This window comes from Acinetobacter sp. WY4, from assembly GCF_018438165.1.
Taxonomy (GTDB): Bacteria; Pseudomonadota; Gammaproteobacteria; order Pseudomonadales; family Moraxellaceae; genus Acinetobacter.
In genome coordinates this window covers 1,130,668-1,155,722 of the sequence record NZ_CP053947.1, presented here as the reverse complement: position 1 = coordinate 1,155,722, position 25,055 = coordinate 1,130,668, and the positions used below count along the sequence as shown (strand labels likewise).

At 44.4% G+C, this 25,055-nt stretch carries 25 protein-coding genes, 5 tRNA genes and 1 other RNA gene; 12 read left to right on the top strand and 19 right to left on the bottom strand.

The window, feature by feature from the left end:
- Positions 1-23 precede the first annotated feature (23 nt).
- From G4D73_RS05450 to G4D73_RS05440, 3 genes are all read left to right on the top strand, one after another.
- Positions 24-635 (top strand): LysE family translocator, encoded by a 612-nt coding sequence (locus G4D73_RS05450; RefSeq protein WP_213687554.1) that lies wholly within the window; start codon positions 24-26, stop codon positions 633-635.
- A 90-nt stretch (positions 636-725) separates the two neighbouring features.
- A complete protein-coding gene (locus G4D73_RS05445) occupies positions 726-2,531 on the top strand; it encodes a DUF2157 domain-containing protein (protein ID WP_213687553.1) in 1,806 nt (601 codons plus the stop codon).
- A complete protein-coding gene (locus tag G4D73_RS05440) occupies positions 2,531-3,097 on the top strand; it encodes a GDYXXLXY domain-containing protein (RefSeq protein WP_035342317.1) in 567 nt (188 codons plus the stop codon). The genes G4D73_RS05445 and G4D73_RS05440 overlap by 1 nt, the downstream gene beginning before the upstream one ends.
- Positions 3,098-3,165: 68 nt before the next feature.
- Here G4D73_RS05440 and panD read toward each other — a convergent pair whose 3' ends face one another.
- From panD to G4D73_RS05385, 11 genes are all read right to left on the bottom strand, one after another.
- Positions 3,166-3,546, bottom strand: a complete 381-nt coding sequence (panD, locus tag G4D73_RS05435; RefSeq protein WP_005265888.1) for an aspartate 1-decarboxylase — start codon at positions 3,544-3,546, stop codon at positions 3,166-3,168.
- 144 nt (positions 3,547-3,690) lie between these two features.
- The gene (gene pth, locus G4D73_RS05430) at positions 3,691-4,272 is read right to left on the bottom strand and encodes an aminoacyl-tRNA hydrolase (protein WP_004645783.1); all 582 of its coding nucleotides are present in this window, start codon (positions 4,270-4,272) and stop codon (positions 3,691-3,693) included.
- An 18-nt stretch (positions 4,273-4,290) separates the two neighbouring features.
- On the bottom strand, positions 4,291-4,587 hold the full coding sequence (rplY, locus tag G4D73_RS05425; RefSeq protein ID WP_004645781.1) for a 50S ribosomal protein L25: 297 nt from the start codon (positions 4,585-4,587) through the stop codon (positions 4,291-4,293).
- A gap of 98 nt (positions 4,588-4,685) precedes the next feature.
- Positions 4,686-5,639, bottom strand: a complete 954-nt coding sequence (locus tag G4D73_RS05420; RefSeq protein WP_005103975.1) for a ribose-phosphate pyrophosphokinase — start codon at positions 5,637-5,639, stop codon at positions 4,686-4,688.
- Between the two features lie 36 nt (positions 5,640-5,675).
- A tRNA-Gln gene (locus G4D73_RS05415) sits at positions 5,676-5,750 on the bottom strand.
- A 92-nt stretch (positions 5,751-5,842) separates the two neighbouring features.
- Positions 5,843-5,917, bottom strand: a tRNA-Gln gene (locus G4D73_RS05410).
- 18 nt (positions 5,918-5,935) lie between these two features.
- A tRNA-Gln gene (locus tag G4D73_RS05405) sits at positions 5,936-6,010 on the bottom strand.
- A 26-nt stretch (positions 6,011-6,036) separates the two neighbouring features.
- Positions 6,037-6,111: transfer RNA gene (locus tag G4D73_RS05400), tRNA-Gln, on the bottom strand.
- Between the two features lie 2 nt (positions 6,112-6,113).
- Positions 6,114-6,941: a 4-(cytidine 5'-diphospho)-2-C-methyl-D-erythritol kinase gene (gene ispE / locus G4D73_RS05395; protein ID WP_213687726.1), complete on the bottom strand. Its 828-nt coding sequence runs from the start codon at positions 6,939-6,941 to the stop codon at positions 6,114-6,116.
- 21 nt (positions 6,942-6,962) lie between these two features.
- Positions 6,963-7,541 (bottom strand): lipoprotein insertase outer membrane protein LolB, encoded by a 579-nt coding sequence (lolB, locus tag G4D73_RS05390; protein ID WP_213687552.1) that lies wholly within the window; start codon positions 7,539-7,541, stop codon positions 6,963-6,965.
- Positions 7,542-7,548: 7 nt separating this feature from the next.
- Positions 7,549-9,261 (bottom strand): tetratricopeptide repeat protein, encoded by a 1,713-nt coding sequence (locus tag G4D73_RS05385; RefSeq protein ID WP_213687551.1) that lies wholly within the window; start codon positions 9,259-9,261, stop codon positions 7,549-7,551.
- Between the two features lie 79 nt (positions 9,262-9,340).
- Between G4D73_RS05385 and hemA the strand changes: the two genes are divergently transcribed.
- Positions 9,341-10,630, top strand: coding sequence for a glutamyl-tRNA reductase (hemA, locus tag G4D73_RS05380; protein ID WP_213687550.1), 1,290 nt, complete (start codon positions 9,341-9,343; stop codon positions 10,628-10,630).
- 139 nt (positions 10,631-10,769) lie between these two features.
- On the opposite strand, the gene G4D73_RS05375 is transcribed toward hemA, so the two are convergent.
- A complete protein-coding gene (locus tag G4D73_RS05375) occupies positions 10,770-12,692 on the bottom strand; it encodes a DNA primase (protein ID WP_213687549.1) in 1,923 nt (640 codons plus the stop codon).
- 225 nt (positions 12,693-12,917) lie between these two features.
- The gene (locus tag G4D73_RS05370) at positions 12,918-13,883 is read right to left on the bottom strand and encodes an outer membrane protein assembly factor BamD (RefSeq protein ID WP_004645775.1); all 966 of its coding nucleotides are present in this window, start codon (positions 13,881-13,883) and stop codon (positions 12,918-12,920) included.
- A 71-nt stretch (positions 13,884-13,954) separates the two neighbouring features.
- Between G4D73_RS05370 and rluD the strand changes: the two genes are divergently transcribed.
- The 3 genes from rluD to G4D73_RS05355 are packed head-to-tail and all read left to right on the top strand — an operon-like array spanning position 13,955 to position 16,386.
- Complete coding sequence (rluD, locus tag G4D73_RS05365; RefSeq protein WP_005247740.1) at positions 13,955-15,007, top strand: 23S rRNA pseudouridine(1911/1915/1917) synthase RluD; 1,053 nt, start codon at positions 13,955-13,957, stop codon at positions 15,005-15,007.
- A gap of 37 nt (positions 15,008-15,044) precedes the next feature.
- Complete coding sequence (pgeF, locus tag G4D73_RS05360) at positions 15,045-15,785, top strand: peptidoglycan editing factor PgeF (RefSeq protein ID WP_005247739.1); 741 nt, start codon at positions 15,045-15,047, stop codon at positions 15,783-15,785.
- Between the two features lie 40 nt (positions 15,786-15,825).
- A complete protein-coding gene (locus G4D73_RS05355; protein WP_005247737.1) occupies positions 15,826-16,386 on the top strand; it encodes a flavodoxin family protein in 561 nt (186 codons plus the stop codon).
- Positions 16,387-16,441: 55 nt separating this feature from the next.
- Here the strand turns inward: G4D73_RS05355 and smpB are convergent, their stop codons facing one another.
- Positions 16,442-16,921 carry an SsrA-binding protein SmpB gene (smpB, locus tag G4D73_RS05350; protein WP_004280586.1) on the bottom strand — a complete coding sequence of 160 codons (480 nt, stop codon included), beginning with the start codon at positions 16,919-16,921 and terminating at the stop codon, positions 16,442-16,444.
- Positions 16,922-17,060: 139 nt separating this feature from the next.
- On the opposite strand from smpB, the gene coaD reads away from it, so the two are divergent.
- From coaD to G4D73_RS05330, 4 genes are all read left to right on the top strand, one after another.
- Complete coding sequence (gene coaD, locus G4D73_RS05345) at positions 17,061-17,552, top strand: pantetheine-phosphate adenylyltransferase (protein WP_004280585.1); 492 nt, start codon at positions 17,061-17,063, stop codon at positions 17,550-17,552.
- A 1-nt stretch (position 17,553) separates the two neighbouring features.
- The gene (locus tag G4D73_RS05340) at positions 17,554-17,817 is read left to right on the top strand and encodes a YfhL family 4Fe-4S dicluster ferredoxin (protein ID WP_004280584.1); all 264 of its coding nucleotides are present in this window, start codon (positions 17,554-17,556) and stop codon (positions 17,815-17,817) included.
- Between the two features lie 26 nt (positions 17,818-17,843).
- Positions 17,844-18,221, top strand: an RNA gene (gene rnpB, locus G4D73_RS05335) — RNase P RNA component class A.
- 72 nt (positions 18,222-18,293) lie between these two features.
- Positions 18,294-18,370: transfer RNA gene (locus G4D73_RS05330), tRNA-Met, on the top strand.
- 37 nt (positions 18,371-18,407) lie between these two features.
- Here G4D73_RS05330 and G4D73_RS05325 read toward each other — a convergent pair.
- From G4D73_RS05325 to G4D73_RS05315, 3 genes are all read right to left on the bottom strand, one after another.
- Positions 18,408-19,031, bottom strand: a complete 624-nt coding sequence (locus G4D73_RS05325) for a hypothetical protein (RefSeq protein WP_228305190.1) — start codon at positions 19,029-19,031, stop codon at positions 18,408-18,410.
- 285 nt (positions 19,032-19,316) lie between these two features.
- Positions 19,317-19,943, bottom strand: coding sequence for a CatB-related O-acetyltransferase (locus G4D73_RS05320; protein ID WP_213687548.1), 627 nt, complete (start codon positions 19,941-19,943; stop codon positions 19,317-19,319).
- A 112-nt stretch (positions 19,944-20,055) separates the two neighbouring features.
- Positions 20,056-20,451 carry a RidA family protein gene (locus tag G4D73_RS05315; RefSeq protein ID WP_180180443.1) on the bottom strand — a complete coding sequence of 132 codons (396 nt, stop codon included), beginning with the start codon at positions 20,449-20,451 and terminating at the stop codon, positions 20,056-20,058.
- Positions 20,452-20,587: 136 nt separating this feature from the next.
- Between G4D73_RS05315 and G4D73_RS05310 the strand changes: the two genes are divergently transcribed.
- Positions 20,588-21,181 carry a TetR/AcrR family transcriptional regulator gene (locus G4D73_RS05310; protein ID WP_213687547.1) on the top strand — a complete coding sequence of 198 codons (594 nt, stop codon included), beginning with the start codon at positions 20,588-20,590 and terminating at the stop codon, positions 21,179-21,181.
- A 72-nt stretch (positions 21,182-21,253) separates the two neighbouring features.
- On the opposite strand, the gene greA is transcribed toward G4D73_RS05310, so the two are convergent.
- Positions 21,254-21,730 carry a transcription elongation factor GreA gene (gene greA, locus G4D73_RS05305; RefSeq protein WP_004645764.1) on the bottom strand — a complete coding sequence of 159 codons (477 nt, stop codon included), beginning with the start codon at positions 21,728-21,730 and terminating at the stop codon, positions 21,254-21,256.
- A gap of 91 nt (positions 21,731-21,821) precedes the next feature.
- Entirely contained in the window at positions 21,822-25,052 is a 3,231-nt protein-coding gene (gene carB / locus G4D73_RS05300; protein ID WP_168386993.1) for a carbamoyl-phosphate synthase large subunit, read from the bottom strand.
- Positions 25,053-25,055: the final 3 nt, after the last annotated feature.

Genomic DNA, 25,055 nt, shown 5'->3' with positions numbered 1-25,055 from the left:
AATAACAATAGCTGAGGGGTGGCATGAATATTAGTGAATATTTTTTATATTGTCTGGCTGTTGTGGTGATGATCGCTACACCTGGCCCAGTGATGTTGCTGGTTGCTAGCGCCGGTTTAAAATATGGCTATACGGCAGCTTTAAGAACCATTTTTGGTACCAATTTTGCCTCCCTAGTTTTAATTGCTTTATCTATATTAAGTTTGAAAGGTTTGCTGGTTATCAATGCGCAATGGCTAGATACGATCAAGTTACTGGGCTGTTTATATATTGGCTATCTAGGCTGGCAGATTTTCCGTGAAGTTATTTTTAAGCAGCAGGATCAAGCTCAGGAGAATCTAGTTCCTGTGCGTGGCGGTTTTCGACAAGGTTTTCTGGTTGGCATTTCCAATCCTAAGGACATTATTTTCTTTGCGGCTTTTTTCCCGCAATTTATCGGAATTACCCCCGATCTTGATTTAAGTTTAATCATTTTGACTTTGAGCTGGATCATCCTGGACTTTCTGACGTTGTCTGTGGTGTATTTGGGTTTTAACCGCTTATCCCATTCTCGACTCTATCCACATTTGCTGGCATTGTGCGGCATGATTCTGCTCATGATTGCAGGGTACGGAATTTATCAAATTCTGATTTAAAAATGTACAGCGTACTTGGACTGTTCCTGCCTGGCATATCCTGCAAAAATCATGCTAAGGTGAAATCAAATAAAAATTAAACAGATTAGCATGTCCAGAACAGTACCATCGCCAGATCGTCCATTTTCCCCGCTGTTATTTATTCAACCTGCTGTGATTCAAATTCTTCAAATCATTGGGCTGGCGCTGATCGCTGTCAGTATCGTGTATCTGCTGGCAGCAAACTGGTGGATGTTGCCCAAGTTTGTCCAGCTGTTTATTCCTCAAATTTTATTGCTGGGTTCGGCATTGTTGAGTGTGCGTTTCGCGGCACGGGAAAAGTTAAGACAAAGTCTGGATACTGTATCGGGTCTAATGCTCGGCTTAAGTCTGGCCGTGATTGGACAGATTTATCAGACCGGTGCTGACAGTTATCAGTTATTTCTGCTTTGGGCTTTACTGCTACTGCCGTGGCTGTATCGGCCGAATATTGGGATCTTTGCATTATTTTGTGTGGTCAGTCAGCTGGCGCTGTATTTTTATTTTAAACAAAGCTTTTGGTTGGTGCGTGCTGAAACTCTTTATCTGCTCAGTCTGAATCTTTTGACCGGGCTAAGTATGATCTATGCCTTACGTTATTATCCGGTTTTGCGCTATCTGTTTATCGCCATCGTGGTACTCATTTCGGTAGTGAGTATGTTCCGGTTTGTCGACTCGGATTCGATCTGGTATTTGGCTTCGGTGCTGGTTCTGCCTATTTTATTCAGTGCTTATTTCTATACCCGAAAGCAACAGCTTGAAACCAGCTTACTGATTGCAGGACTGGCCCTGAGTTTTAGTATTCTGATTTTTGATCTCACTGAGCAATATTTACAGGATTCTGCCGCTGGCTTATTGATACTAGCTTTGCTGATATTCAGCTGGTTCGCAGCTATTACAGGTCTGCTGATCAAGCTGTTGCCCAAGAGCCGGTTTTCGGTCATTCCATTGGCTCTGGGCGCGTGGATTGCTGGTGTGATCTTGGCCATGCTGTTGCTGACCTATTGGAAAAGTTTTTCGATTCTGATGGGAATCATTTTTATCGCAGTCGCCTGGTGGTTGATTCGTAGCAAGCCCTCAGTTTTTCTGCGGCAATTGGCTTATTGTTTATGGGTTTGCGGTCAGGCCGCGGTATTGATTCATACTCAATTACTCACAGAGAGTCTATTGCTAATCTGGCTGATACAAGTCGGCATTACGCTGCTGACTATCATGAGTCGTATGCATTGGCTGGTGGTGCTGTTGCAGTTGTTACTTGCACATATACTGGGAATTGCAGTTCTGGTCGACCAACATGCATTTTTTCAGGATCAGCGCCTGCTGACGTGGATCATGCTGCTGAATTACAGCATTCTGACAGGAGCTTTGCTTACTGCGAGATACTGGCTCGCTTCAGCTTATGCCAAAAGCATGAATTTATGGATGATTAGTATTTTGGTGGTGACGGCTATTTTTCAATGTTTACTGCAATTTGGTGTGGCTCAGCAATTGCAGCCACGCGGTATAGATGAAGCCATTATTTTCTATATTTTGCCAGCTTTCTGGCTGTTGAGTTTTGTCGGTATTCATCTCAAGCAATTTTCACTGATTCAACTCTGGCTGATTCCTGCTGCTGGAATTCTGCTGATTGCATTGGGTTACTTTGAAATTTTTATTATTTTGGTGTTTATGGCCTGGGCAATGGTGAATCAACAACGATTGATACAAGCCTTGAGTATTTTGCTGCTGATCTTCTGGTCATGGTTGCTGTATTACAATCTGGGACTAAGTTTTTTATTTAAAAGTGTCAGTATTTTTGCCTCAGGTGTGCTGGTGTTGCTTCTGGCTTATGTGTTGAGTTCACCGAAGTTTCAGCTGAAAGCAGGAGTAACCTCATGATGAAAAAGTTTATGGCGCTGCATCTGAGTATTTTTAGCATTGCCTTATTTATGGGATTGATCATTCAGCATGAATGGCATCTGGCCAAAAGTGAGAGTATCTTTGTCGAGTTGGCACCAGTCGATCCGCGTTCGATCCTGCAAGGGGATTATATGGTACTGAACTATGATCTGCATTTTAGCGCAGTGGCAGCGGGGAATGGTTCCGAACAGCCAGTTTCTGACATCCGGACTGAAGATTTTAAAAATCAATCGCATGTGATGAGTTATGTGCAGCTGGATCAGCAGCGCAGAGTTATTAAAACCAGTTTTGAACAAAGCACATTAAATCAGTCGGAACGTTCAGCCCGATTAATTCTGAAAAACCCACACAATACTTTTGAGGCTTTATATCCTGCTGCCAATAGTTTCATGTTCGCCGAAGGTCTGGAGCCTTGTTATCGTAATGCCAAATTTGCAGAGCTGAAAGTAAAGGAAAATGGCAAGGCCTTGTTAGTTGATTTGCTGGATCAACAATTAAAACCTTTAAACTGTGAAAGCTCTAAAAGCTGGCGAGAGGACAGTTAAACAGGTCAATATTCCAGTATTAAAAAAGCCCGCAATGTGCGAGCTTTTGGGTATCTGGTCTGATCAGATTATGCGACTTGTACAGGAATACAGTTGGCAGTGTGGCTGACTGTATTGTTTGGGGTAGCATAAACCAAACGAGGCTGATGGGCATTCGCTTCAGCTTCAGTGAAATCGCCAAAGGTTGCAATAATCACGATATCGCCTACATCGGCTTGATGCGCAGCGCCACCATTGACTGAAATGATGCCTGAATTGTCTTCGCCACGAATTGCATAAGTTGCAAAACGTTTACCATTGGTCACGTTCCACACATGAATTTCTTCGTATTCACGAATGCCAGCCAAATCCATCAAAACGCCATCAATTGCACATGAACCTTCATAGTGTAGTTCTGCATGTGTAACGTGAGCGCGGTGAATTTTGCATTTTAATAAACGAGATAGCATGGCTAGCGTCCCCTGAGTTGACCTAAGAGTTTGATCATTTGGTTAAATCAATCTTGCTTGCTGTATGGTGAACAATCGAGCAAACGCATTTTGCGCTTAAATAAACTTTCTGGCAAGCGGAATTGTCCAGCAATTTTTGAATGTTTAGTTCGGCTTATATGCGTTGATTTGATTCATGGCTTGCTGTACTTCACCGTTCACCAGCATTTTTGTGCGGGCGAGAGCATGGGAAATCGCATCATCCATTAAGTTCTGTTCGCTGCTAGGTGCTTTACTGAGCACATGACCGGAAACACGGTCTTTGGCACCAGGATGACCAATTCCAATACGCAGGCGATGGAAGTTTGAACCAATATGCGGAACGATATCGCGTAGACCATTATGACCACCGTGACCACCGCCAGTTTTCAGGCGAATGACACCAGGATTCATGTCCAGTTCATCATGGGCAATCAGGATCGATTCAGGTGCGATATTGTAAAATTTGGCGAAAGGAACAACACTTTTACCGGAAAGGTTCATAAAGGTTGTCGGTAGAAGAAGACGGACGTCTTGACCTTCGATATTGCCACGACCGCTAAATCCATTGAATTTTGGGTCTTTTTTGAGGGTAATGCCATATTGGTCTGCAAGGCGTTCTACGAACCAGAAGCCTGCATTATGGCGGGTTTGGGCATACTCAGAACCTGGGTTACCCAAACCAACAATCAGTGAAATATTTGACACTAATTACACCATTAACACTTATGCGCGTTTGAAGTCAGCGTGCATTGGTGTGTTTTTAGCTGGGTGACGTTGTAACGCTTGGATTTTCACGCTTTCAACTTTACCGTCTACATCAATTTCGATAACTTCTTCAAAGAATGAATTGTTTTCTAAGAATTTAACAAGCTGACGAAGCTCAACAGTAATTGCTACAGGAGCAGCTTCACCACCGTAGATGATTGCAGGAACTTTAGCTTGAAGACGAAGGCGGCGGCTCGCACCTTTCCCTTGAACTGCTTCTTCACGTGCTGCTGCGTTTAATACGAAGTTTGCCATGATAGACATCCTATTTAAGTTAAATGAACCAGACTTGCGACCAGTCTGGTGAGTAAAAGCCCTACCAAATGGCAGGGCTTTGAAAATTCAGCGCTCTATTATAGATAAGAATCGAACATTGCGCTAATAGATTCTTCGTTGTTAATACGACGAATCGTTTCGGCAACCATGCTGGCTACTGAAACCTGGCGAATCTTGCCCAGTGCTAAAGCTTCATCAGAAAGAGGAATGGTATCAGTCACAACCAGTTCATCAATCACAGAATTCTTTAAGTTTTCAAGCGCTTTACCAGAAAGTACTGGATGCGTTGCATATGCAACAACCTTGCGAGCACCGAAAGTTTTCAATGCATCAGCAGCTTTGCATAGCGTACCAGCAGTATCTACCATGTCATCAACGATGACACAATCACGATCTTTTACATCGCCAATCAAATGCATCACTTGTGATTCATTCGCTTTTTGACGACGCTTATCGATGATTGCAAGATCGATATCGCCCATCTGTTTCGCAACAGCACGTGCACGCACTACACCACCCACGTCAGGTGAAACCACCATCAGGTTGTGATGCGATTGTTGACGCAAGTCAGCAAGTAGGGCTGGTGTACCGTAGATGTTGTCTACAGGGATATCGAAGAAGCCTTGGATCTGGTCAGCATGCAAGTCGATCATCACCACACGGTCAACGCCTACAGTAGTGAGCATGTCTGCTACAACTTTTGCAGTGATTGGAACACGTGCTGAACGTGGACGACGGTCTTGACGAGCATAACCAAAATAAGGAATCACGGCAGTAATACGACCCGCACTTGCACGACGCAAAGCATCAGCCATCACCAAGATTTCCATCAGGTTATCATTAGTTGGGGCACAAGTAGGTTGTACGATAAATACGTCTTTACCACGAACGTTTTCAGTAATCTCGACAGCAATTTCACCGTCAGAGAACTGACCTACAGAGGCAGCGCCTAGAGGAATATGTAAGTGACTTACGACTTTTTGAGCGAATTGTGGATGCGCAGATCCACTAAAAACGACAAGATTGGGCATGAAGCACCCTTGGCGGTTGGGATATATGGGAATAGATGGCAGGGGTAGCTGGATTCGAACCAACGGATGCCGAGATCAAAACCCGGTGCCTTACCACTTGGCGATACCCCTAATGCGGCAGAACTTTAATATTTTTGCGGTAAAGTGTCAAGGTAAATTAACAGTCTTACAGCAAATGAGTGTTCTGTCTTTTTTCGAGAAAATGGCAGGGGCGGCTGGATTCGAACCAACGGATGCCGAGATCAAAACCCGGTGCCTTACCACTTGGCGACGCCCCTAATTTGATGACTGTAAGATGGCAGGGGTAGCTGGATTCGAACCAACGGATGCCGAGATCAAAACCCGGTGCCTTACCACTTGGCGATACCCCTAATACAGTACATCTACAGGTGAAAAATGGCAGGGGTAGCTGGATTCGAACCAACGGATGCCGAGATCAAAACCCGGTGCCTTACCACTTGGCGATACCCCTATCTACACTTTAAACTGAACTAAAGGTGATTCTTGTAAACTGTTGACCAGGTAAGCTTTACATGGTGCATTTGCAAGAATATCTTCGATATTCAGATTTTCAGTGACTTCAATAAACACACAAGCACCTGTACCTGTAAGCTTTGCTTTTCCGAACTGGTCGAGATATTGCATTGCTTCATCGACTTCGAGATATAAGCTTCTTGCCAGTGGCTCAAAGTTATTTCCAAAATCAGATGGTGTTTCCTGATAGGCGCAAAATTTAGTGCTCTTCGTGTCTCTTGTCAATGCTTTTTGCGAAAAAAGCAGTTGAGTGCTGATAAAACAATCAGGTTTTAACACAATGAATTTTTTTTGATCTAAGTCTATGAATGTTAAGTGTTCGCCAATACCTTCGGCCCAGGCATTTTTACCATGCACAAATATCGGAACATCTGCGCCCAGCTTGACCCCAAGCTCTGCCAGTTGCTCAATATTTAAATCGCACTGCCAAAGCTGGTTCAGCACAATCAGGGTCGTCGCAGCATTGGAAGAGCCGCCACCGAGACCTGCACCCATCGGGATATTTTTTTCCAGACGAATTTTTAGTCCGCACGCCATTTTGGCATAGGGCTTCAGCAACTGTATCGCCCGATAGATTAAATTTTGTTGCAGATCGACTGAGGCCAGACCTTCTATCTGAACCGCATCATCAGCGCTTTGTTCAAACTCCAGCCAGTCATACAGGTCAATCAGCTGAAAAATACTTTGCAGCTCATGATAGCCATTTTCACGGCGATCGGTAATATGTAAAAACAAATTCAGTTTAGCAGGCGAAGGAACACGAATTATCATGGGCTGGAATCAGGTCAATTAACGGTTTTCAATGATCATTGTAATACGGTTTTCCACGCCATTTCCAAGTGACTGCTTTAAAATCAAGCGGTTTGGCATTTTGGCCTGCGCATTATAATTGAGATCGACCGTCCAGCCCTGTTCGATAATCTGGCTGATTCGCTGCGCATCGTCTTTTTGTAATTTGGCAGCCGTGGTGGCAGGGCGGGCTTGTACCCAATCGACTAAATAACTGATCGGCGCTTGCCAGCCTGTTGCGCGTTGCAGTAATTCCTCGGCACTGGCTGCCTGAATCACACCGGTTTTTGCGCTGTTTAAAGTCACTTGTCCCGGTGTGCCAGAAATCTGGGTTTTACCGACGCCTAAGATACCGCTGAGTTCAATATCGAATTCTTCCTGCTGTTGTACCCAAGTAAAGAATGCGCTGCCAGTCTGTTGAGGGGTGCGAACGCCAATTTTACCTTGCAGCTGAAATTGATTCTCTGCCTGTACAGACGGGGTGGCAGGCGCTTGTGGCTTGATCATCTGCTGACATCCAGTTAAAAATAAAGCAGTGGCTGCAAAGGCACAGCAGCCCAATTGGCTCAAATTGCGCATAAATTAATTAACTCGTTTTGGTTTGTGGTGCTAACAATAGCGAATTAAGTTGTTTCAATTCTGGGTCATTTGGATGGTTTTGTTGTAATTGTTGTAACACTTGGTGGAATTGTTGTAGATCACCTTTCATGTACAAGGAACGGGCATAACGCACGCCAATCTTCACATTCGGATTCAACTGATAAGCTTTGTATAACACGTCCGCAGCTGTGGCGAAGTCATTCTGTAAATAACAGATATAACCATAGGTATCCAGAATGGATGCCTGTTCCGGTGCATATTCCAGTGCCTGTTCGACATAGCGGCGTGCTTCTTCGAGACGACGGTTCTGCATCGCCAGGGTATAGGCATAGGCATTCAGATAGGTCGGACTGTTCGGTTCAATTTTAAGTAAAGTGCTAAGTAGTTCATCCAGCTTGATGCGATCCTGATGGGGATCTAGCAACAGGACTTGCGAATAAACCAGTTCAGGGTCATCGGGCAGGTTTTTGCTGGCTTCTTCCAGCAGGCGAATAGCAGCTTTTTTATTCTGCATACGCGTCAAAATATCCGCCTGGGCCAGATAGAGGAAGCTGGCATGTTGTGGATAATTGACTCTTTCCTGTGTTAAGAAACGCAGCGCATCATGCAGCTTATCCTGCTGGGCGAAAATCGAGATCATGTTGCGACGTGAGACGGTGTAAAGACTGCCATCGACCAGACGATAATAGGCTTTAGCCGTTTCATAATGCTGTTTGCGTTCTGCATTGACCGCCAGATAATAATAAGCTTCATTTTGATACTGCGCAGAATAACGCAGTTCGACCAGATATTTTTCGGCTTTCTCGTATTCTTCCAGGTCGATACTGGTTAGTCCGGCAATAAACAGGGCTTCTTCGGCAGTCGGCCATTTTTTTAGAATGTCTTGCAGTTTTTTTAGCGCCAAAGTCGCTTCGTTCAGCTTGACCAGATATTTGACTTCGGACAGACGTACATCCAGATTATTGCGGTGTTTACGGCTGGATTTTTCATACCATTGCAGTGTCACCTGAGTATCGCCGAGTGCATTGAGCAGATTGGCCTTCATCAGGATATAGCCGGTCGCATTCGGACGTTTTTTTAAGGCGCGGTTAACTGTATTTAAAGCCTGTTCAAGCTGACCATTTTGTGCTTCCAGACCGGCCACTAGCACCAGAATAGATGGATTGTCCTTGGCTTTAGTGGTGCTTAAGGCCTGAATCAGATAAGTACGATCCTCTGTGCCTTCCGGTGAAATTCCGGCGAGAATTTCTTCCAGATCGGCACTGTCATCAATTTGCAGGATTTTTTCTAAGGTCTCAGCAGCCAGCTCATATTCATGCGCTTTAAGGGCAATATGTGATAAATAAAATAAAGCAGGGACGTCTTGTGGCTCTTGTACCACCCAGTGCGTGGAGATATCTAGTGCTGCCTGTAGGTCATCATGTTCCAGCGCGACATTCAGTGCACGCTGCTTGACTGAAGTGGAATTGCTCTTGATCGCCAGCACCGTATAGTTGTGCAAAGCAGTCGGAATGTCATGTGCAGCGATGGCAAACTCAGCCATCATACTTTGTTTTATCGCATCATAATTTTGATTTGCATGGTAAACTGCTTCCGCTGCATAAAGATGCGCAGTCGAAGCCATGCTACCCACCAGTAGGAATGTGGTAGAATATTGCTTAATTGTAGGGCCGTTGATACGGCTAATTGTTTGACGCAATTTTTTATTGATCCAAGTAATGCTTTTTATGACACCGATGTTGCACAATAGCATAAATTTAGTGAAATGATGACCTGATATGTCTTTCTTTGCATTGGGTGTCAACCATCAAACTGCCTCTGTAGAACTGCGCGAACAAGTGGCGTTTAACCCTGAAAAGTTAAGTGCCATTCTTGCCGAGCAAAGCCAACACCCTGAACTGAACGACATGGTGGTGGTGTCTACATGTAACCGGACCGAAGTTTACGCCATGTCTGACAATGCTGACATGGTGCTGAACTGGCTCGCCCAGAAAAATGGGGTGGATGTCAAACAACTGCAACATCATGTCTATCGTTATGAAAATGCTCAAGCGGTGACGCATCTGATGCGTGTTGCCAGTGGTCTGGATTCACTGATGCTAGGTGAACCACAAATTCTGGGGCAGGTCAAAACCGCACTTTCTCTGGCCAAAGACTCTCATACCGTTTCGCAAAACCTGAACCGCATTTTTGAATATGCTTTTTATGCCGCTAAACGTGTGCGTTCGGAAACGGCTGTCGGTAGTCATGCGGTCTCGATGGGCTATGCGGTAGCACAACTTGCCTTGCAAGTGTTTAGTCACCCGGACAAGCTGACCATTATGGTGGTGGCAGCTGGAGAGATGAACAGTCTGGTGGCTAAGCATCTTGCAGAAATGGGTGTGGGCAAGATCATCATCTGTAACCGTACCCGCGAACGTGCAGACATTCTGGCGCAGGAAATTGCACATCGGGTTGAGGTCGAAATTATCGACTTTGACCAGTTAGCTGCCAACTTGCATCGTGCCGATGTCATTTCCAGTTGTACCGGCAGTTTGCATCAGGTGATTCACTATCCTGATATCAAGGCAGCATTAAAGAAACGCCGTTACCAGCAGATGCTGCTGGTCGATCTGGCAGTGCCACGCGATATTGATGCCAAAGTAGAAAGCCTGGATGGGGTTTATCTATATGGCGTCGATGATCTGCAAACGGTGATTGAAGAAAATCTGGCGCAGCGCCGTCAGGCGGCGGTTGAAGCCGAGCTGATGGTGAATCAGCTGGCCACTGAACTGATGACCCAGCAAAAGGTCAAACAGGCCGGGGCGACCATTCATGCCTATCGTGACCACGGGGAAACATTACGTCAGGAAGAATTGTCACTGGCAATGCAGCGTATTACCAAGGGCGAAAAGGCGGAAACGGTACTGGCCGAGTTTTCACATCGTTTAACCCAAAAACTGTTGCATCCAACTTCTATTGTGCTGCGTGAGGCGGCCAAAGCGGAAGATCCTACCTATTTTGAGCTGTTACAGGAAGAACTGGGCAATGTAGTCGCGAAGCGTCGTAAATCCAGGCATTCGTTTTAATCAGCATGATGAGAAGCTTGGTTCTTTGCTGATTTGTACTTCAACATAAAACCCAGCCTGATTATTTGAGAAAATTATAAATAATAATGTGAGCTAGCAGTGACTTCATTGGATTCAAAAGAATCAATAATTTGAAAAATTAATCTTCTAACAGGGTCATTGAGCGTTTTCGGTCAATTTCATAAATTTGCATTTTCAGGTTTTTCATTTCCGCAATACTGCTAAATTTCTTCGATTTAATTTTATTTTTCAAGCACTGATATTGCAGCTTGGTTGAAAAATCAGCCGCGAGCTTATCGGCCTGTTCCGGCGATGAGGTGTAATCGCTGACATTGGCATGCTGCAGAATATGCTGCAGTTCATGATGATGGGCTGCGCAGGCACCGAGCACATAATAGATCGACAGTTCAGGATCATCCGGCAAGTCATCAAAAATCACATTCAGAATATTCAAAATCTTAAACAGCAACTGATCTTCCGCTACTAGCGCGCGCAGTGGTTCAAAATGAATATACAGATAAGGATGATTCATCAAGATCGCAATCACATATTCTTCAGCATCAATTTTGGTACTAAAGCTTAAAGATGCATCTGTATTGACCTTAGGTTGCCATTTACGATTAAAGCCCAGTTTTTCGCGGAAAAATTGCTGCAGCAGATAACGGAAGGAGCCGTGTTTGGGCAGTAATTCGGTCAGATTTTTTAGTTCACCCATAACCTGACTCTTGCCTTCTGGGGTGGTGATATCCTGATTTTGGGTCAGATGGGCAAACACGAAGTCCGACATCAACGGTGCCTGATCCAGCAAGCGTCTGAAGTTTTCTATCCCTTCACGGCGGATCAATGAATCTGGGTCATGGTCAGCGGGCAAAACAAAGAACTTCAGCTCTCGGCCATCATTCAGCAGGGGCAGGGCAATGTCCAAGGTACGGCGCGCTGCTTTTTGACCGGCAGCATCCCCATCAAAGGCAATGGTCAGCCGGTTGCTCTGCTTGAACAGAATATTCAGGTGGTCGGTATTACTCGCTGTGCCTAAAGTCGCCACTGCGCCATGAATGCCATATTGCTGAAGCGCAATCACATCCATATAGCCTTCGACCATCAGCCATTCTTGGGCTTTCTGTTTGCGGCCCTCATAGAGGCCGTACAGCAACTGGTTTTTATGGAAGACTTCAGAATCTGGCGAGTTGATGTATTTCGGCTTGATCTCGTCATTCAGGGCACGGCCGCCAAAGCCGACCACACGGCCCTTGGTATCACGGATCGGGAAAATGACTCGTTCACGCAGCAGGTCAAAATCACGGCCACTGTCGCTGGTGCGAATCAGACCTAAAAGTTTTAAGCCCTCAATATCCTGAGGAAAGGCTTTTTCCAGATGTTGCCAGTCTTCAGGCGCATAGCCTAAGCGCCAATAGGCAATGGTCTCTGCAGTCAGACCACGCTGCTTGAAGTATTGCTGGGCACTCGGGCTATTTGGGAGTTGGCGCTCATAGAACTGCGCGATATTTTCTAGCAGGTCGTAGAGGTTACCGTCTTGCTGAACTTCCGCCATCGGTAGGTGTTCAAAAGAAGCAAAAGGGTCACCATAAAAATCCTGTTCGACTGTCTGAAACTCTGCAAATGGATCGAAACTCGCCGTAGATGCAGCATTATTATTTTCTGTTGGAGCGTTATTCTGTTGCGGCTGAGTTTGTGGTGCAGTTTGAGCAGGCACGATTTTGGGTTTGGCTGCTTCACGTTTATATTTTAATTTATTGGAATCAGTATTGTCTTTAGGCAGTTCGATGCCCGTCTGGCTGGACAGGTCTTTCATCACTTCGACAAAATTACGGCTGCCAATGTCCATTAAAAAACGGATGGCATTACCGTTGGCCTGACAGCCAAAACAGTGAAAATACTGTTTGTCACGATAGACGTGGAAAGACGGTGATTTTTCCTGATGAAAAGGGCAGCAGCCTGAATAGGTACGGCCTGTTTTTTTCAGTTTTACGAATTGACCAATCACATCGACAATATCGGTGCGATCGAGAATGTGATCAATCGTATGTTGAGGAATGGCCATGGTCTGCTGAGCTTCTCGTGCTGGAATCTAAGGTCTAAATCACTGAAAAAATGAAAATAGTCTAGTTGGACATTGAATATTTCAAGTTCCTTTGTATACCTTTTGCACGTTTTGTTCAAGCCTGGGCAAGACAACGCAAAAGGGCAAGTATGATACCTTGCCCTTGAGGAAAATGCACCTGTAAAGCGCTGTCTTATTTGCTGATGCTGCCGGCCTTCTTTAGCTTTATTCAGCCGTTTTAGGACGATCCAGCAAACCAAATGAAATGCGATTGGTGATGCTGCGCTTTTCATTTTCTGGCGCATCAGACTGTGCATCGGTGTCGGTTACAGTCTTGGCTTCTTTACCAAAAATACCCAGTGTCGCGCGGTTAAAGAAGCTGCCTTCACTACGCGCTGCACGCAGATTCACCGTCCCATCTGATTTCACCAGATTCGGATAATTCAGCTTTAATACATCCACATATTGCTGAGAAGTCGCTTTATCACCTAGCTGAGCATAGCCATAAGCAACCGTTGCCAGTGCTTCTGGAATCTGCGGAGTTTGAGGATAATGTTCAATCACCCACAAGCCACGTTCAACTGCTGCCAGATAAGCCTTACGCTTGATGTTGAAACGTGCTGCGTTCATTTCATGCTCAGCCAGTTCCTGACCGATAAACTGCATACGCTGTGCTGCATCCACTGCATAAGTGCTAGATGGATAGCGGCGAATGAAATCAACAAAATTCTGGTAAGCCACTTTCAGGTAGCTGACATCACGATGCGACTGTTTCAGCGAGGTATAACGCAGCAGGCCGTTATAGTTCTGTTCCATATTTGAGACACCGCGTACATAGTAGGCATAGTCGACATTTGGATGTTGCGGGTTCAGACGGATAAAACGCTCTGCCAGTGCGACCGCACCTTCATAATCTTTTTGCTGGAATTTCACATACAACAGTTCCAGTTGCGCTTGCGGGGCATACTGACTGGTCGGGAAATAAGTTTCCAGCGCTTCCAACTGTTTTGCTGCATCGGTATATTGATTACGATCTAGCGCTTTCTGTGCTTTTTGAATATAAACCTGTTCGCTAGATTCCGGACCTTTATCCACGACTTCTTTTTTTGGATTACTGCTACAGCCTACCATTGCCGATGCAATGCCTAATGTCACAGCAAGCATTGTCATTTTATAATGTGGTAGCGACATAAAAATTCCTCTGTTAATACGGGCAATGAGCTACAATTGCACTATTAAACCACTTTTGTCTGAATGAGCAAATGAGTCAAGCACAATCTTCCAATTCTAATATCCCTGATACTGATTTCAATTTACTTGAAGATTCTGAGGATGCAGATAACCATACTTCAGAAGCAACTGCAACACGTTTATCGTTGCAATTTCAACTGGATGAAACTTATATCGGGCAACGGATCGACCAGATTGCCGCAATGGTCTGGAGCGATTTTTCTCGAGAAAAATTAAAGCAATGGATTAAAGATGGCAATTTATTGGTGAATGGTCAACCGGTTAAGCCGAAATTTAAAAGTGATGGTTTTGAAACCCTGACTTTAAATGTTGAGCTTGAAGCGCAAACGCGCAGTCTGCCGGAAGATATTCCACTGGATATCATCTATGAAGATGATGACATTATGGTCATCAACAAACCAGTCGGTATGGTGGTACATCCGGGCGCTGGCAATAGTTCTGGCACCTTGGTGAATGCTTTATTGCATCACTATCCGAAATCGGCTGAACTGGCGCGTGCAGGTCTGGTACATCGTATCGATAAAGACACCAGCGGTCTGTTAGTCGTCGCCAAAAATCTGGAAGCACAATTTGCCTTAAGCAAACAGCTTGAGAAGAAATCAGTATATCGTCTGTATGATCTGGTGGTTTACGGCAATATTATTGCTGGCGGTATCATTGATGAGCCGATTAAACGCCATCCGGTAGATCGTGTGAAAATGACTGTACTTCCAGGCGGTAAAGATGCCGTGACGCATTACAACGTCAAAGAGCGTTTCCAGCATTTTACCCGTGTTCAAGCCCGTCTGGAAACCGGACGTACTCATCAGATTCGTGTACATTTCAGCTATATCGGTTTTGGCTTGGTGGGCGATCAGGTGTATATGCCACGTGTCCGTATGCCTGCAGGTGCATCACAATTGCTGGATGACACTTTACGTGGCTTTAAACGCCAGGCCTTACATGCAGCGAAACTTGGTCTGACCCATCCGCGTACCAAAGAAGAAATGACCTTTGAAGCGCCGTGGCCGGAAGACTTTGCCAATCTGGTTGAAGTACTGCGTACCGAAAACAAAGCCTATTAATCTTTTTATTTAGTTCGCGTCAAAGCAAGGAATCGAGATGCAATTTGTACCAGGACTTCCACAAGGTGTATATGTGGGTCAGACCCGCGTTCACCATGCGAAAGTACAGCCATCCGCACAGCCTGAATTTGCAGGTTTTAATCTGGCCTTGCATGTGCAGGATGATGCGCAACGGGTACAACAGCATCGTATGGCTTTATTGCAGGATTTTGCTGCCTTTGGCGTAGATAAAATTACCTGGATGACCCAGACGCATAGCACCATCTGTCATAGTATTAATGAGCAGATGCCTTTTGAGGCACTGGTCGGAGATGGTCTGGTGACGCAGCGTAAGGCGCATGCCTTGATGATGATGACTGCAGACTGTTTACCTGTGGTAATGGGGAATGCGAAAGGTACGGAAGTTGCCAATTTGCATGCCGGCTGGCGTGGTCTGGCCGGTGGGATTATTGAAAATACCCTTGTAGCCATGCAAACTCCGCCGACCTGGGCCTGGCTCGGGGCGGCCATTAGTCAGCCATGTTTTGAAATTGGCGCTGAAGTAAAAGCTGCTTTTTGTAGTAAATATCCTGAACTGGACAGTGCATTTCAGGCGGGTGAACAGGCAGGTAAATATTATGCCGACCTGTATGCCATTGCACGTTATATCTTGCAACAACACGGCATAAATACCGTATTGGGTGGGAATCAGTGTTCTTATCGCCAGCCAGAGGAATATTTCTCTTATCGCCGTGAGCCAAAAACAGGGCGTATGGCGACATTCGTGTTTATGGCATGAAAATGTTAAACTTAACTGAATTTTTTGGCTTTTGAGCGTTATGTCCCTATCTTCCAAATCTATTGCGATTGTTTATCACAGTCCTTATGGACACACGGCTAAAGTGGCAAATTTTATTGCCGATGGTGCGCGAGAAACTGGTGTTCAGGTGCATATGATGAATGTCGAACATATAGACTGGGATGTGCTTGATGCCGCAGATGCAATTATCTTTGGTTGTCCGACCTATATGGGTAGCCTGACCTCTGCCATGAAGCTGTTTATGGAGCAATCCTCTAAACGCTGGCTGGCACGTAGCTGGCAGGGTAAACTGGCCGCAGCCTTTACCAATGGTGGCGGACTTAGTGGTGACAAGCTGGCGGTCCTGCAGCAAATCAACCTGTTTGCCATGCAGCACGGTATGCTCTGGAGTGGCTTGCCATTAATGCCGACAGGTCGTGCAGTGACGGACCTGAACCGGATGTCGAGCTTTTTGGGTTTAATGACCCAGTCGGATAATGCCCCGGTTGAAGTCACTCCACCTGAGGGCGATTTAAAAACCGCGTTCTGGTTTGGGGAATATATTGCCCTGACTCTGGCGCGACTAAATACCCCTGCTTAAAGCCATAAAAAAACCTCCAAATGCGGAGGTTTTTTTATATTCAATTTTTAATCCATTATTTATGGAAAATTCGTGCTTTATCACGTTGCCAGTCACGGTCTTTTTCGGTGGCACGTTTGTCATGGAGCTGCTTACCTTTCACCAAGGCAATTTCCAGCTTGGCATGTGGACCTTTCCAGTAGCAGGCCAGTGGAACGCAGGAATAACCTTTCTGGTTAATTGCACCCATCAACTTTTCAATTTCACGGCGATTCAGCAACAGTTTGCGGGTACGGGTTGCTTCAGGCACCACATGGGTCGAAGCGCTTAATAAGGGCTGAACTTGTGCACCAAACAAGAACGCTTCGCCATTTTTAAAGGTAATATAACTTTCTACAATGGTCATACGACCAGCACGCATTGATTTGACTTCCCAGCCTTTTAATGAAAGCCCCGCTTCAAATTTCTCTTCAATAAAATAATCGTGGCGGGCACGTTTATTCAGTGCAATGGTACCGCCATTATTTTTTTTTACTACAATAGATGCTTTCGCCATAATCTGATACTTCCAAACGTGCTGCTATTGTACCGCAACTAGAAATAAGGTGAAGTTTTTTAAATTAATGAGGATTATTCACCAAAAAAACAAGTTTTTGCTAAAATAAGATTCTACATAACAAACAGAGTACAAATGGATGTCTAAAACTCGTGTGATTTATCCGGGGACTTTTGATCCAATTACCAATGGACATATTGATTTGGTAACCCGCGCAGCGCGAATGTTTGATGAAGTCGTGGTAGCCATTGCTATCGGTCATCATAAAAATCCGGTATTTAGTCTGGAAGAGCGTGTCGCATTGGCGAAAGAGTCATTGAGTCATTTGGACAATGTTGAATTTGTAGGTTTTGATGGTTTGCTCGTCAATTTTTTCCGTGAGCAAAAGGCGACTGCTGTATTGCGTGGTTTGCGTGCAGTGTCTGATTTTGAGTACGAATTTCAGCTGGCCAATATGAACCGTCAGCTGGACTCCCACTTTGAAGCGGTGTTTTTAACCCCTTCAGAGCAATATTCTTTTATTTCATCCACTTTGGTGCGTGAAATTGCTCGACTAAGAGGTGATGTAACCAAGTTTGTACCACCAAACGTGGTTGCTGCCTTCGAGCGTAAACTTCAACAAGGTTGGTAGCGTGTCTTTATATATCACCGATGAATGTATTAACTGTGATGTCTGTGAACCTGTATGCCCGAATGAGGCCATCTATATGGGTGAACTCATTTATGAGATTCATCCAGATTTATGTACAGAGTGCGTCGGACATCATGATCAACCGCAGTGCCAGTTATTCTGTCCGGTGGATTGTATTCCACTGGATCCGAATCATGTCGAAACGCAGGAACAGCTGCAAGCCAAGTATGAAAAACTGACTGCTCAAAAAACATCAAGCAATTAGTCTCGATATTTGATACTATGCCGCTCGAAGTGAGCCAGACGATCGCTGCTGTGGAGATCTCCGTGATTGAAGCAGGGGAGGAAAGTCCGGGCTTCATAGGGCAAGGTGCCAGGTAACGCCTGGGCGGTGCAAACCGACGGCAAGTGCAGCAGAGAGAAGACCGCCTTCATTATGTTTTCGAGCAATCGGAATCGGAGGTAAGGGTGAAAGGGTGCGGTAAGAGCGCACCGCATGGCTGGTAACAGTTCATGGCGAGGTAAACCCCACCGGAAGCAAGACCAAATAGGAATCCATTAGGCATGGCCCATGCTGGATTCGGGTAGGTCGCTTGAGCGCATGAGTGATTGTGCGCCTAGAGGAATGATCGTTCACGACAGAACCCGGCTTATCGGCTCACTTCAACAAATTTTGATCAAACAGCACAATATGGGGTTGACGTGATTTACAGAAAATCCCATAATGCGCGCACAGTTTAAGGCTATGTAGCTCAGTTGGTTAGAGCACCGCACTCATAATGCGGGGGTCACAAGTTCAAGTCTCGTCATAGCCACCATATTCTGAAAAAACCCGCTCCGATTGAGTGGGTTTTTTTATGGCTGAAATTTATTTTTGTTAGTTTGAATATCTGAGATGGCTGATTTTAAGACCTGTAGACAAATTTTTGCTGTTTGTTCTCTAGGCGAAAATCTTTCAGTCATTTGCCGAAATGGGTGAATATAATTTTTAAAATCTCTTAGTTCTTTGCTGAATCTATAGGTATCTTTCTCGATTATTCCAATGGAATGGGATACTTCAATAAAATTATTGAGCGTCCATTGATCAAAATTTTTAACTTTTCCATCTTTTTTAGGACTATGTGGAGATAAATTAAAAACCTTAGGGTTTGAGGATGCAATATTTAAGAATAATCCTTCTAGTGTGCTACCTGCTAGTAAGACTACTGATAAGTACGCTTCTGCTTTAAATGCTTTTTCAATTTCTCGCATTCGACTATCAATTACAGGAAGTAGTGTTGGTATTAAATTGAGTTGTGAGTAATCAACTTTGAATTCGTGTTTAATAAAGTTATTTTCTAGATATTCTTTTTCTGTATGTAAGTTTTCATCGAGATTTATTTCATGAATAGGTTTAAGATGAATTTCTGTGTTTTTTCGAACAACTAGAAATTTATCAAATTGAAGATACTTATTAAAATCAGCTATTAGCGTATCCAATCTCTTTAGGTCATCCATATAATTAATAGGATTAAAGAGTTTTTGAATGCAGATTTTTATCTTTTCGCTACTATTTATCTTTGCTAAACGAGAATCTGTGTATGCCCATCTTGATGGAAAACCTTGACCATATACATCTGTGTAATCAAAAGCCGAAAAAAAATCTATAATTTTAGGGCCGGATCTATATTCGGTAGTTTCATTAATAAGGTCGCGCAGTTTTCCAGTGTTTTAGTTGAAAGTTGCATATTTATTCAAAATAATTATTTGGAATAAATATAATGTTTAGATGAAATTTTGTACATGATGGAATAGTGATTTAACATCATCCGTCTGCAACTGTTCACGCATTTTTAGAAACTGCTTTTCATCTAAGTCATAAAGCTTAAGTGACAGCAGTTTTTTTATATCTTCCTCAGGGAAACGATATTTAATAATTTTTGCAGGTACGCCACCAACCACTGCATAAGATGGAACATCTTCAGTCACGACAGCCCCCGTTGCGACCACAGCACCTTCACCAAGCTGTACACCGGGCATAATTATGGCACGAGAGCCGATCCAGCAGCCATCACGAATGATCGTATCACCAGCAAGCTCAAAACCCCGTGTATCGAACGGAAACGCTGAAATCCAGTCGATACGGTGCAATTGGTTGCTACCCATCATAATCACGCATTCTGCGCCAAAACAGACGAAATTGCCGATATAGAGCTGATCAATCGGCTTCTCAGGCGTTGCAGGCTTATCATGTAAATAACGCACCACACAACGCTCAAAACCCTGATCCCAATAAGCTGAGTAGTATGAGTAATTCCCTTTAATGTGAATATTCGGATTTTTCACCGTTTTCGAAATAAACTCGAACTCACACCAATGCTTTACAGGAGAATTAATTAACTTTTCAGACATGAGGAGGCTATAACCACAAGGAATGCATCATTATACCGAATTGGACTTTAAGCTGAATCAACAATCTTAATTCAGCCAGTGAATCGAATATTAAAGCACGTGCTGACCTTGCTTAAGTGCTACGAGGAATACGGGCAATCACTTTAATTTCAAAATCAAAACCTGCCAGCCAAGTCACGCCCACCGCAGTCCAGTTTGGGTAAGGCTTTTGATTAAACACTTGTTGTTTAACTTTCATAATACTTTCAAACTGCCGTTCGGGGTCAGTGTGAAAAGTAGTGACATCGACAATATTGTCGAAGCTACAACCAGCCGCTGCCAATGTTGCAGCTAAGTTTTCAAAAGCCCGTTCTACCTGCTTCTCAAAATCTGGTTCAGGCGAGCCATCTTCACGGCTACCGACCTGACCAGAAACAAAAAGTAAGTCTTCCGATTTGATCGCAGCAGAATAACCATGCTGTTCATACAGGGCATGGCGGTCTTGGGGAAATATCGCAGTTCTAGTCATGTCTATTCTCATTCAATATCTAATTTATCAGTGAGTGAAAGCAACTTGACTTTCACATACGCTTCGTATGTAAACATAATTGACATACGGTCCGTATGTCAATTAAAATTTTTATGATGATGAGGTAAAGTAATTCATGTCTGTTCGTGAACAAAAGATGGCGGAAACCCGCAAGAAACTGATAGAAGTGGCACGCCGTGCGTTTGCGGAATATGGTTATGCTGGCACTTCAATGGATAAGCTCACGGCAGAAGCAGGGCTGACTCGTGGTGCGCTGTATCATCATTTTGGTGATAAAAAAGGCTTATTTGCTGCAGTGGTCGACCAGATCGATTCGGAAATGGCTTCATCTGCGCAGCAACATCTGGAGCAGCCTGATGATCTGTGGGAAGGATTGATGCTGGAAGGGCGGACCTATATTCAAAATGCCTTAAACTCTGAATTCCAGCGCATTGTGTTACGTGATGGGCCGGCTGTGCTAGGTGATCCTGCACACTGGCCAAGTCAAAACAGATGTTTGCAGTCCACGCGTGAATGTGTTGAGCAATTATTGGTAGTAGATCGAATTAAAACAGTTGATCCGGAAGCTGCTGCGGTATTTTTAAATGGTGCTGCAATGAATGCAGCCCTCTGGGTGGCTTCTAGCGAACATCCTGAGCAGGTACTCCCTGAGGCTTTACATGCATTTAATTTATTTGCATCGGGGTTTTTAAAAGAAGCCCAGAGCTAATTCGTTTGTAGGAAGCAGATAAAGGTAAAAAACCCCTCAATCGAGGGGCTTTAAATTAAACAGCTTTAAATTTTAAAGATATTCAACTTTCACAATTTCGTATTCAACTTCACCGTTTGGTGTATTGATTTTCACATCGTCGCCTTCGTTTTTACCTAAAAGACCACGTGCAATTGGCGAGTTCACAGAGATCTTGTTAATCTTAAAGTCTGCTTCGTCATCACCTACAATTTTATAGGTTTTCTGTTCTTCAGTATCCAGATTTTCAATCGTGACCGTTACACCAAAAACCACACGACCATTCTGTTCAAGTTCTTTTACGTCGATCACCTGAGCTGCACCCAGTTTGCCTTCGATGTCCTGAATACGACCTTCACAGAAGCCTTGCTGTTCACGTGCTGCATGGTATTCTGCATTTTCTTTTAAGTCGCCGTGTTCACGCGCTTCTGCAATTGAAGCTGTGATACGTGGACGATCCACTGTTTTCAGTTGGTGTAATTCTTTCTCTAAGGCAATTTTGCCTTCAGGTGTCATAGGATAACGTTGCATGTTGTCCCTCAAAAGTCAGTTGAAAGATATAAAATCTATAAATAAAAAAAAGCCCGCCACCAAGAAGGTGGCGGGACTTCTTGGAAGTGAATTAACCTTTAGTTAGGTCTTGCAAACGATATACATCCATCGGCAATTTAATTGCTAAAGCTTGGCATACTGCATCCGCACCATTCAATGTAGTTGTGTTATACACTTTACCTTGAAGTGCTGAACGACGGATCGAGAATGAGTCTTCTTGTGCCTTTTTGCCTTCAGTCGTGTTAATCACAAGATGGATTTCGCCGTTTTTAATACGGTCCACAATGTTAGGACGACCTTCAGTTACTTTATTGACACGTTCACATTCAAGACCAGCATCGCTAATCACTTTAAATGTACCATCAGTTGCAAGAATCTTGAAGCCTAGGTCAATCAATTGTTTTGCGATACCAGCCGCACGTGGTTTATCAGAATCACGTACAGAGATAAATGCGTGTTTCACTTCGCCTTCAGTTGGAAGACCTGGTAAACGCTCATTTGCACCTAAAACAGCTTTATAGAACGCTTCACCAAATGTTTTACCAACGCCCATCACTTCGCCAGTCGATTTCATCTCAGGGCCAAGGATCGGGTCAACACCAGGGAATTTGTTGAACGGGAACACTGCTTCTTTGACAGAGAAGTGCTCAGGAATAATCTCTGATGTAAAGCCTTGAGACTCAAGAGATTGACCCGCCATACAACGTGCAGCAACTTTCGCTAAAGATTCACCGATACACTTAGAAACGAATGGCACAGTACGAGACGCACGTGGGTTCACTTCCAGAATGTAAACGTCTTCACCTTTAACCGCAAACTGAACGTTCATCAAACCGATTACGCCAAGCTCTTTTGCCATTGCAACGGTTTGACGACGCATTTCGTCCTGAATCTCTTTAGAGAGAGAGTAAGGAGGAATCGAACATGCTGAGTCACCTGAGTGAATACCCGCTTGTTCAATGTGCTGCATGATGCCGCCAATCACCACGTCTTTACCGTCAGATACGCAGTCTACGTCAACTTCGATCGCATCATCTAAGAAACGGTCAAGAAGAACAGGCGCTTCGTTTGATGCTTGAACCGCATCACGTAAGTAGCGTTTTAATTCTTCGTCGTTGTACACGATTTCCATTGCACGACCACCAAGAACGTAAGAAGGGCGTACCACAAGCGGGTAGCCAACTTTAGATGCTTCAGCCATACCTTCTTCAGCAGATTTTACGATGCTGTTGTTTGGTTGGCGAAGTTGTAGACGTTGAATCATTTGCTGGAAACGTTCACGGTCTTCTGCACGGTCAATTGCGTCAGGCGATGTACCAATGATTGGAGCACCAGCTTCTTCTAAAGCACGAGCCAATTTCAAAGGTGTTTGACCACCGTACTGAACGATAATGCCTTTAGGCTTCTCGATACGCACGATTTCTAAAACGTCTTCTAAAGTGATCGGTTCGAAGTACAAACGATCTGAAGTGTCGTAATCCGTAGAAACAGTTTCAGGGTTACAGTTTACCATGATCGTTTCATAGCCGTCTTCACGCATAGCCAGGGCAGCGTGTACACAGCAGTAATCGAACTCGATACCTTGACCGATACGGTTAGGGCCACCGCCGATCACCATGATCTTGTCTTTGTTCGATGGATTTGCTTCACATTCTTCATCGTAAGTTGAGTACATGTAAGCTGTATCAGATTCGAATTCTGCAGCACATGTATCGACACGTTTGTAAACTGGAGTTACGCCTAGGCTCCAACGATGTTTACGGAATTGCTTTTGTGAAATACCCATCAAGTCTGCAATGCGAAGATCTGATAAACCTTTACGTTTGAATCCACGGATGTTGTCCGCATTCAAGTCGCCAAAACCTAAAGTTTTGATTTGGTTTTCAGTTTTGATGATGTCTTCGATTTGAATCAAGAACCAGCGGTCAATGTTCGTTGCAGCGAATACTTCGTCTAAAGTAAAGCCGTGACGGAATGCATCGCCCACGTACCAGATACGCTCTGGACCTGGCACTTTAAGTTCTTGCAAGATTTTGTCGCGCGCGCCTTCAGCACCCACTTCAATTTTTTCGTCAAAACCAGAAGCACCCACTTCAAGACCACGAAGGGCTTTTTGTACAGATTCCTGGAAGTTACGACCAATCGCCATTACTTCACCGACAGATTTCATCTGAGTTGTAAGCGTTGCGTCAGCTTGTGGGAATTTCTCGAAGTTGAAACGAGGAATCTTAGTAACTACGTAGTCAATTGCAGGTTCAAACGATGCAGGTGTTGTACCGCCAGTGATGTCGTTTTTCAACTCATCAAGCGTGTAACCAACCGCTAATTTCGCAGCGATTTTTGCAATTGGGAAACCAGTTGCTTTAGAGGCAAGGGCAGATGAACGTGATACACGTGGGTTCATCTCGATCACAACCATACGACCAGTATTTGGACAAATACCGAACTGTACGTTAGAACCACCTGTTTCTACGCCAATTTCACGTAGTACAGCTAAAGATGCGTTACGTAGAAGTTGGAATTCTTTGTCTGTCAATGTTTGCGCAGGAGCAACAGTGATTGAGTCACCAGTGTGTACGCCCATTGGGTCAAAGTTTTCAATCGTACATACGATGATACAGTTGTCGTTTTTGTCACGAACAACTTCCATCTCGTACTCTTTCCAACCAATTAAAGATTCATCGATCAATAATTGTTTAGTCGGAGAAAGATCGAAACCGCGTTCACAAATTTCGATGAATTCTTCTTTGTTGTAAGCGATACCGCCACCAGAACCACCCATGGTGAATGATGGACGGATAATCACTGGGAAGCCGAAACGTGCTTGAATTTCTAAAGCATGTTCCATTGACTCAGCAACGTCAGCTTTTGGACATTCAAGACCAATTTTACGCATTGCCTGGTCAAACAGTTTGCGGTCTTCAGCTTTTTCAATCGCTTCTTTGGTTGCACCGATTAATTCAACATTGAATTTTTCTAAAATGCCGTGCTCATCGAGGGCAAGGGCACAGTTCAATGCAGTTTGACCACCCATGGTCGGAAGAACAGCGTCTGGGCGTTCTTTCTCAATAATTGCTGCAACAGTTTGCCAAGTAATTGGCTCAATATAAGTTGCATCTGCCATGGTTGGGTCGGTCATGATGGTCGCTGGGTTCGAGTTGACCAAAATAACGCGGTAGCCTTCTTCACGAAGGGCTTTACATGCTTGAGCACCTGAGTAGTCAAACTCACATGCTTGACCGATGACAATCGGACCAGCACCAATAATCAAGATGCTTTTAATGTCAGTACGTTTAGCCATGAT

What these genes read in the sequence shown, in the direction of transcription:
- G4D73_RS05320 (WP_213687548.1), bottom strand. Translation starts at nt 19,943, where the DNA reads ATGTCTGAAAAGTTAATTAATTCTCCTGTAAAGCATTGGTGTGAGTTC.
- G4D73_RS05445 (WP_213687553.1), top strand. Translation starts at nt 726, where the DNA reads ATGTCCAGAACAGTACCATCGCCAGATCGTCCATTTTCCCCGCTGTTA.
- G4D73_RS05420 (WP_005103975.1), bottom strand. Translation starts at nt 5,639, where the DNA reads ATGCCCAATCTTGTCGTTTTTAGTGGATCTGCGCATCCACAATTCGCT.
- coaD (WP_004280585.1), top strand. Translation starts at nt 17,061, where the DNA reads ATGTCTAAAACTCGTGTGATTTATCCGGGGACTTTTGATCCAATTACC.
- G4D73_RS05355 (WP_005247737.1), top strand. Translation starts at nt 15,826, where the DNA reads ATGTCCCTATCTTCCAAATCTATTGCGATTGTTTATCACAGTCCTTAT.
- G4D73_RS05440 (WP_035342317.1), top strand. Translation starts at nt 2,531, where the DNA reads ATGAAAAAGTTTATGGCGCTGCATCTGAGTATTTTTAGCATTGCCTTA.
- G4D73_RS05375 (WP_213687549.1), bottom strand. Translation starts at nt 12,692, where the DNA reads ATGGCCATTCCTCAACATACGATTGATCACATTCTCGATCGCACCGAT.
- G4D73_RS05315 (WP_180180443.1), bottom strand. Translation starts at nt 20,451, where the DNA reads ATGACTAGAACTGCGATATTTCCCCAAGACCGCCATGCCCTGTATGAA.
- greA (WP_004645764.1), bottom strand. Translation starts at nt 21,730, where the DNA reads ATGCAACGTTATCCTATGACACCTGAAGGCAAAATTGCCTTAGAGAAA.
- panD (WP_005265888.1), bottom strand. Translation starts at nt 3,546, where the DNA reads ATGCTATCTCGTTTATTAAAATGCAAAATTCACCGCGCTCACGTTACA.
- pgeF (WP_005247739.1), top strand. Translation starts at nt 15,045, where the DNA reads ATGCAATTTGTACCAGGACTTCCACAAGGTGTATATGTGGGTCAGACC.
- G4D73_RS05310 (WP_213687547.1), top strand. Translation starts at nt 20,588, where the DNA reads ATGTCTGTTCGTGAACAAAAGATGGCGGAAACCCGCAAGAAACTGATA.
- carB (WP_168386993.1), bottom strand. Translation starts at nt 25,052, where the DNA reads ATGGCTAAACGTACTGACATTAAAAGCATCTTGATTATTGGTGCTGGT.
- hemA (WP_213687550.1), top strand. Translation starts at nt 9,341, where the DNA reads ATGTCTTTCTTTGCATTGGGTGTCAACCATCAAACTGCCTCTGTAGAA.
- smpB (WP_004280586.1), bottom strand. Translation starts at nt 16,921, where the DNA reads ATGGCGAAAGCATCTATTGTAGTAAAAAAAAATAATGGCGGTACCATT.
- rluD (WP_005247740.1), top strand. Translation starts at nt 13,955, where the DNA reads ATGAGTCAAGCACAATCTTCCAATTCTAATATCCCTGATACTGATTTC.
- G4D73_RS05450 (WP_213687554.1), top strand. Translation starts at nt 24, where the DNA reads ATGAATATTAGTGAATATTTTTTATATTGTCTGGCTGTTGTGGTGATG.
- lolB (WP_213687552.1), bottom strand. Translation starts at nt 7,541, where the DNA reads ATGCGCAATTTGAGCCAATTGGGCTGCTGTGCCTTTGCAGCCACTGCT.
- rplY (WP_004645781.1), bottom strand. Translation starts at nt 4,587, where the DNA reads ATGGCAAACTTCGTATTAAACGCAGCAGCACGTGAAGAAGCAGTTCAA.
- G4D73_RS05370 (WP_004645775.1), bottom strand. Translation starts at nt 13,883, where the DNA reads ATGTCGCTACCACATTATAAAATGACAATGCTTGCTGTGACATTAGGC.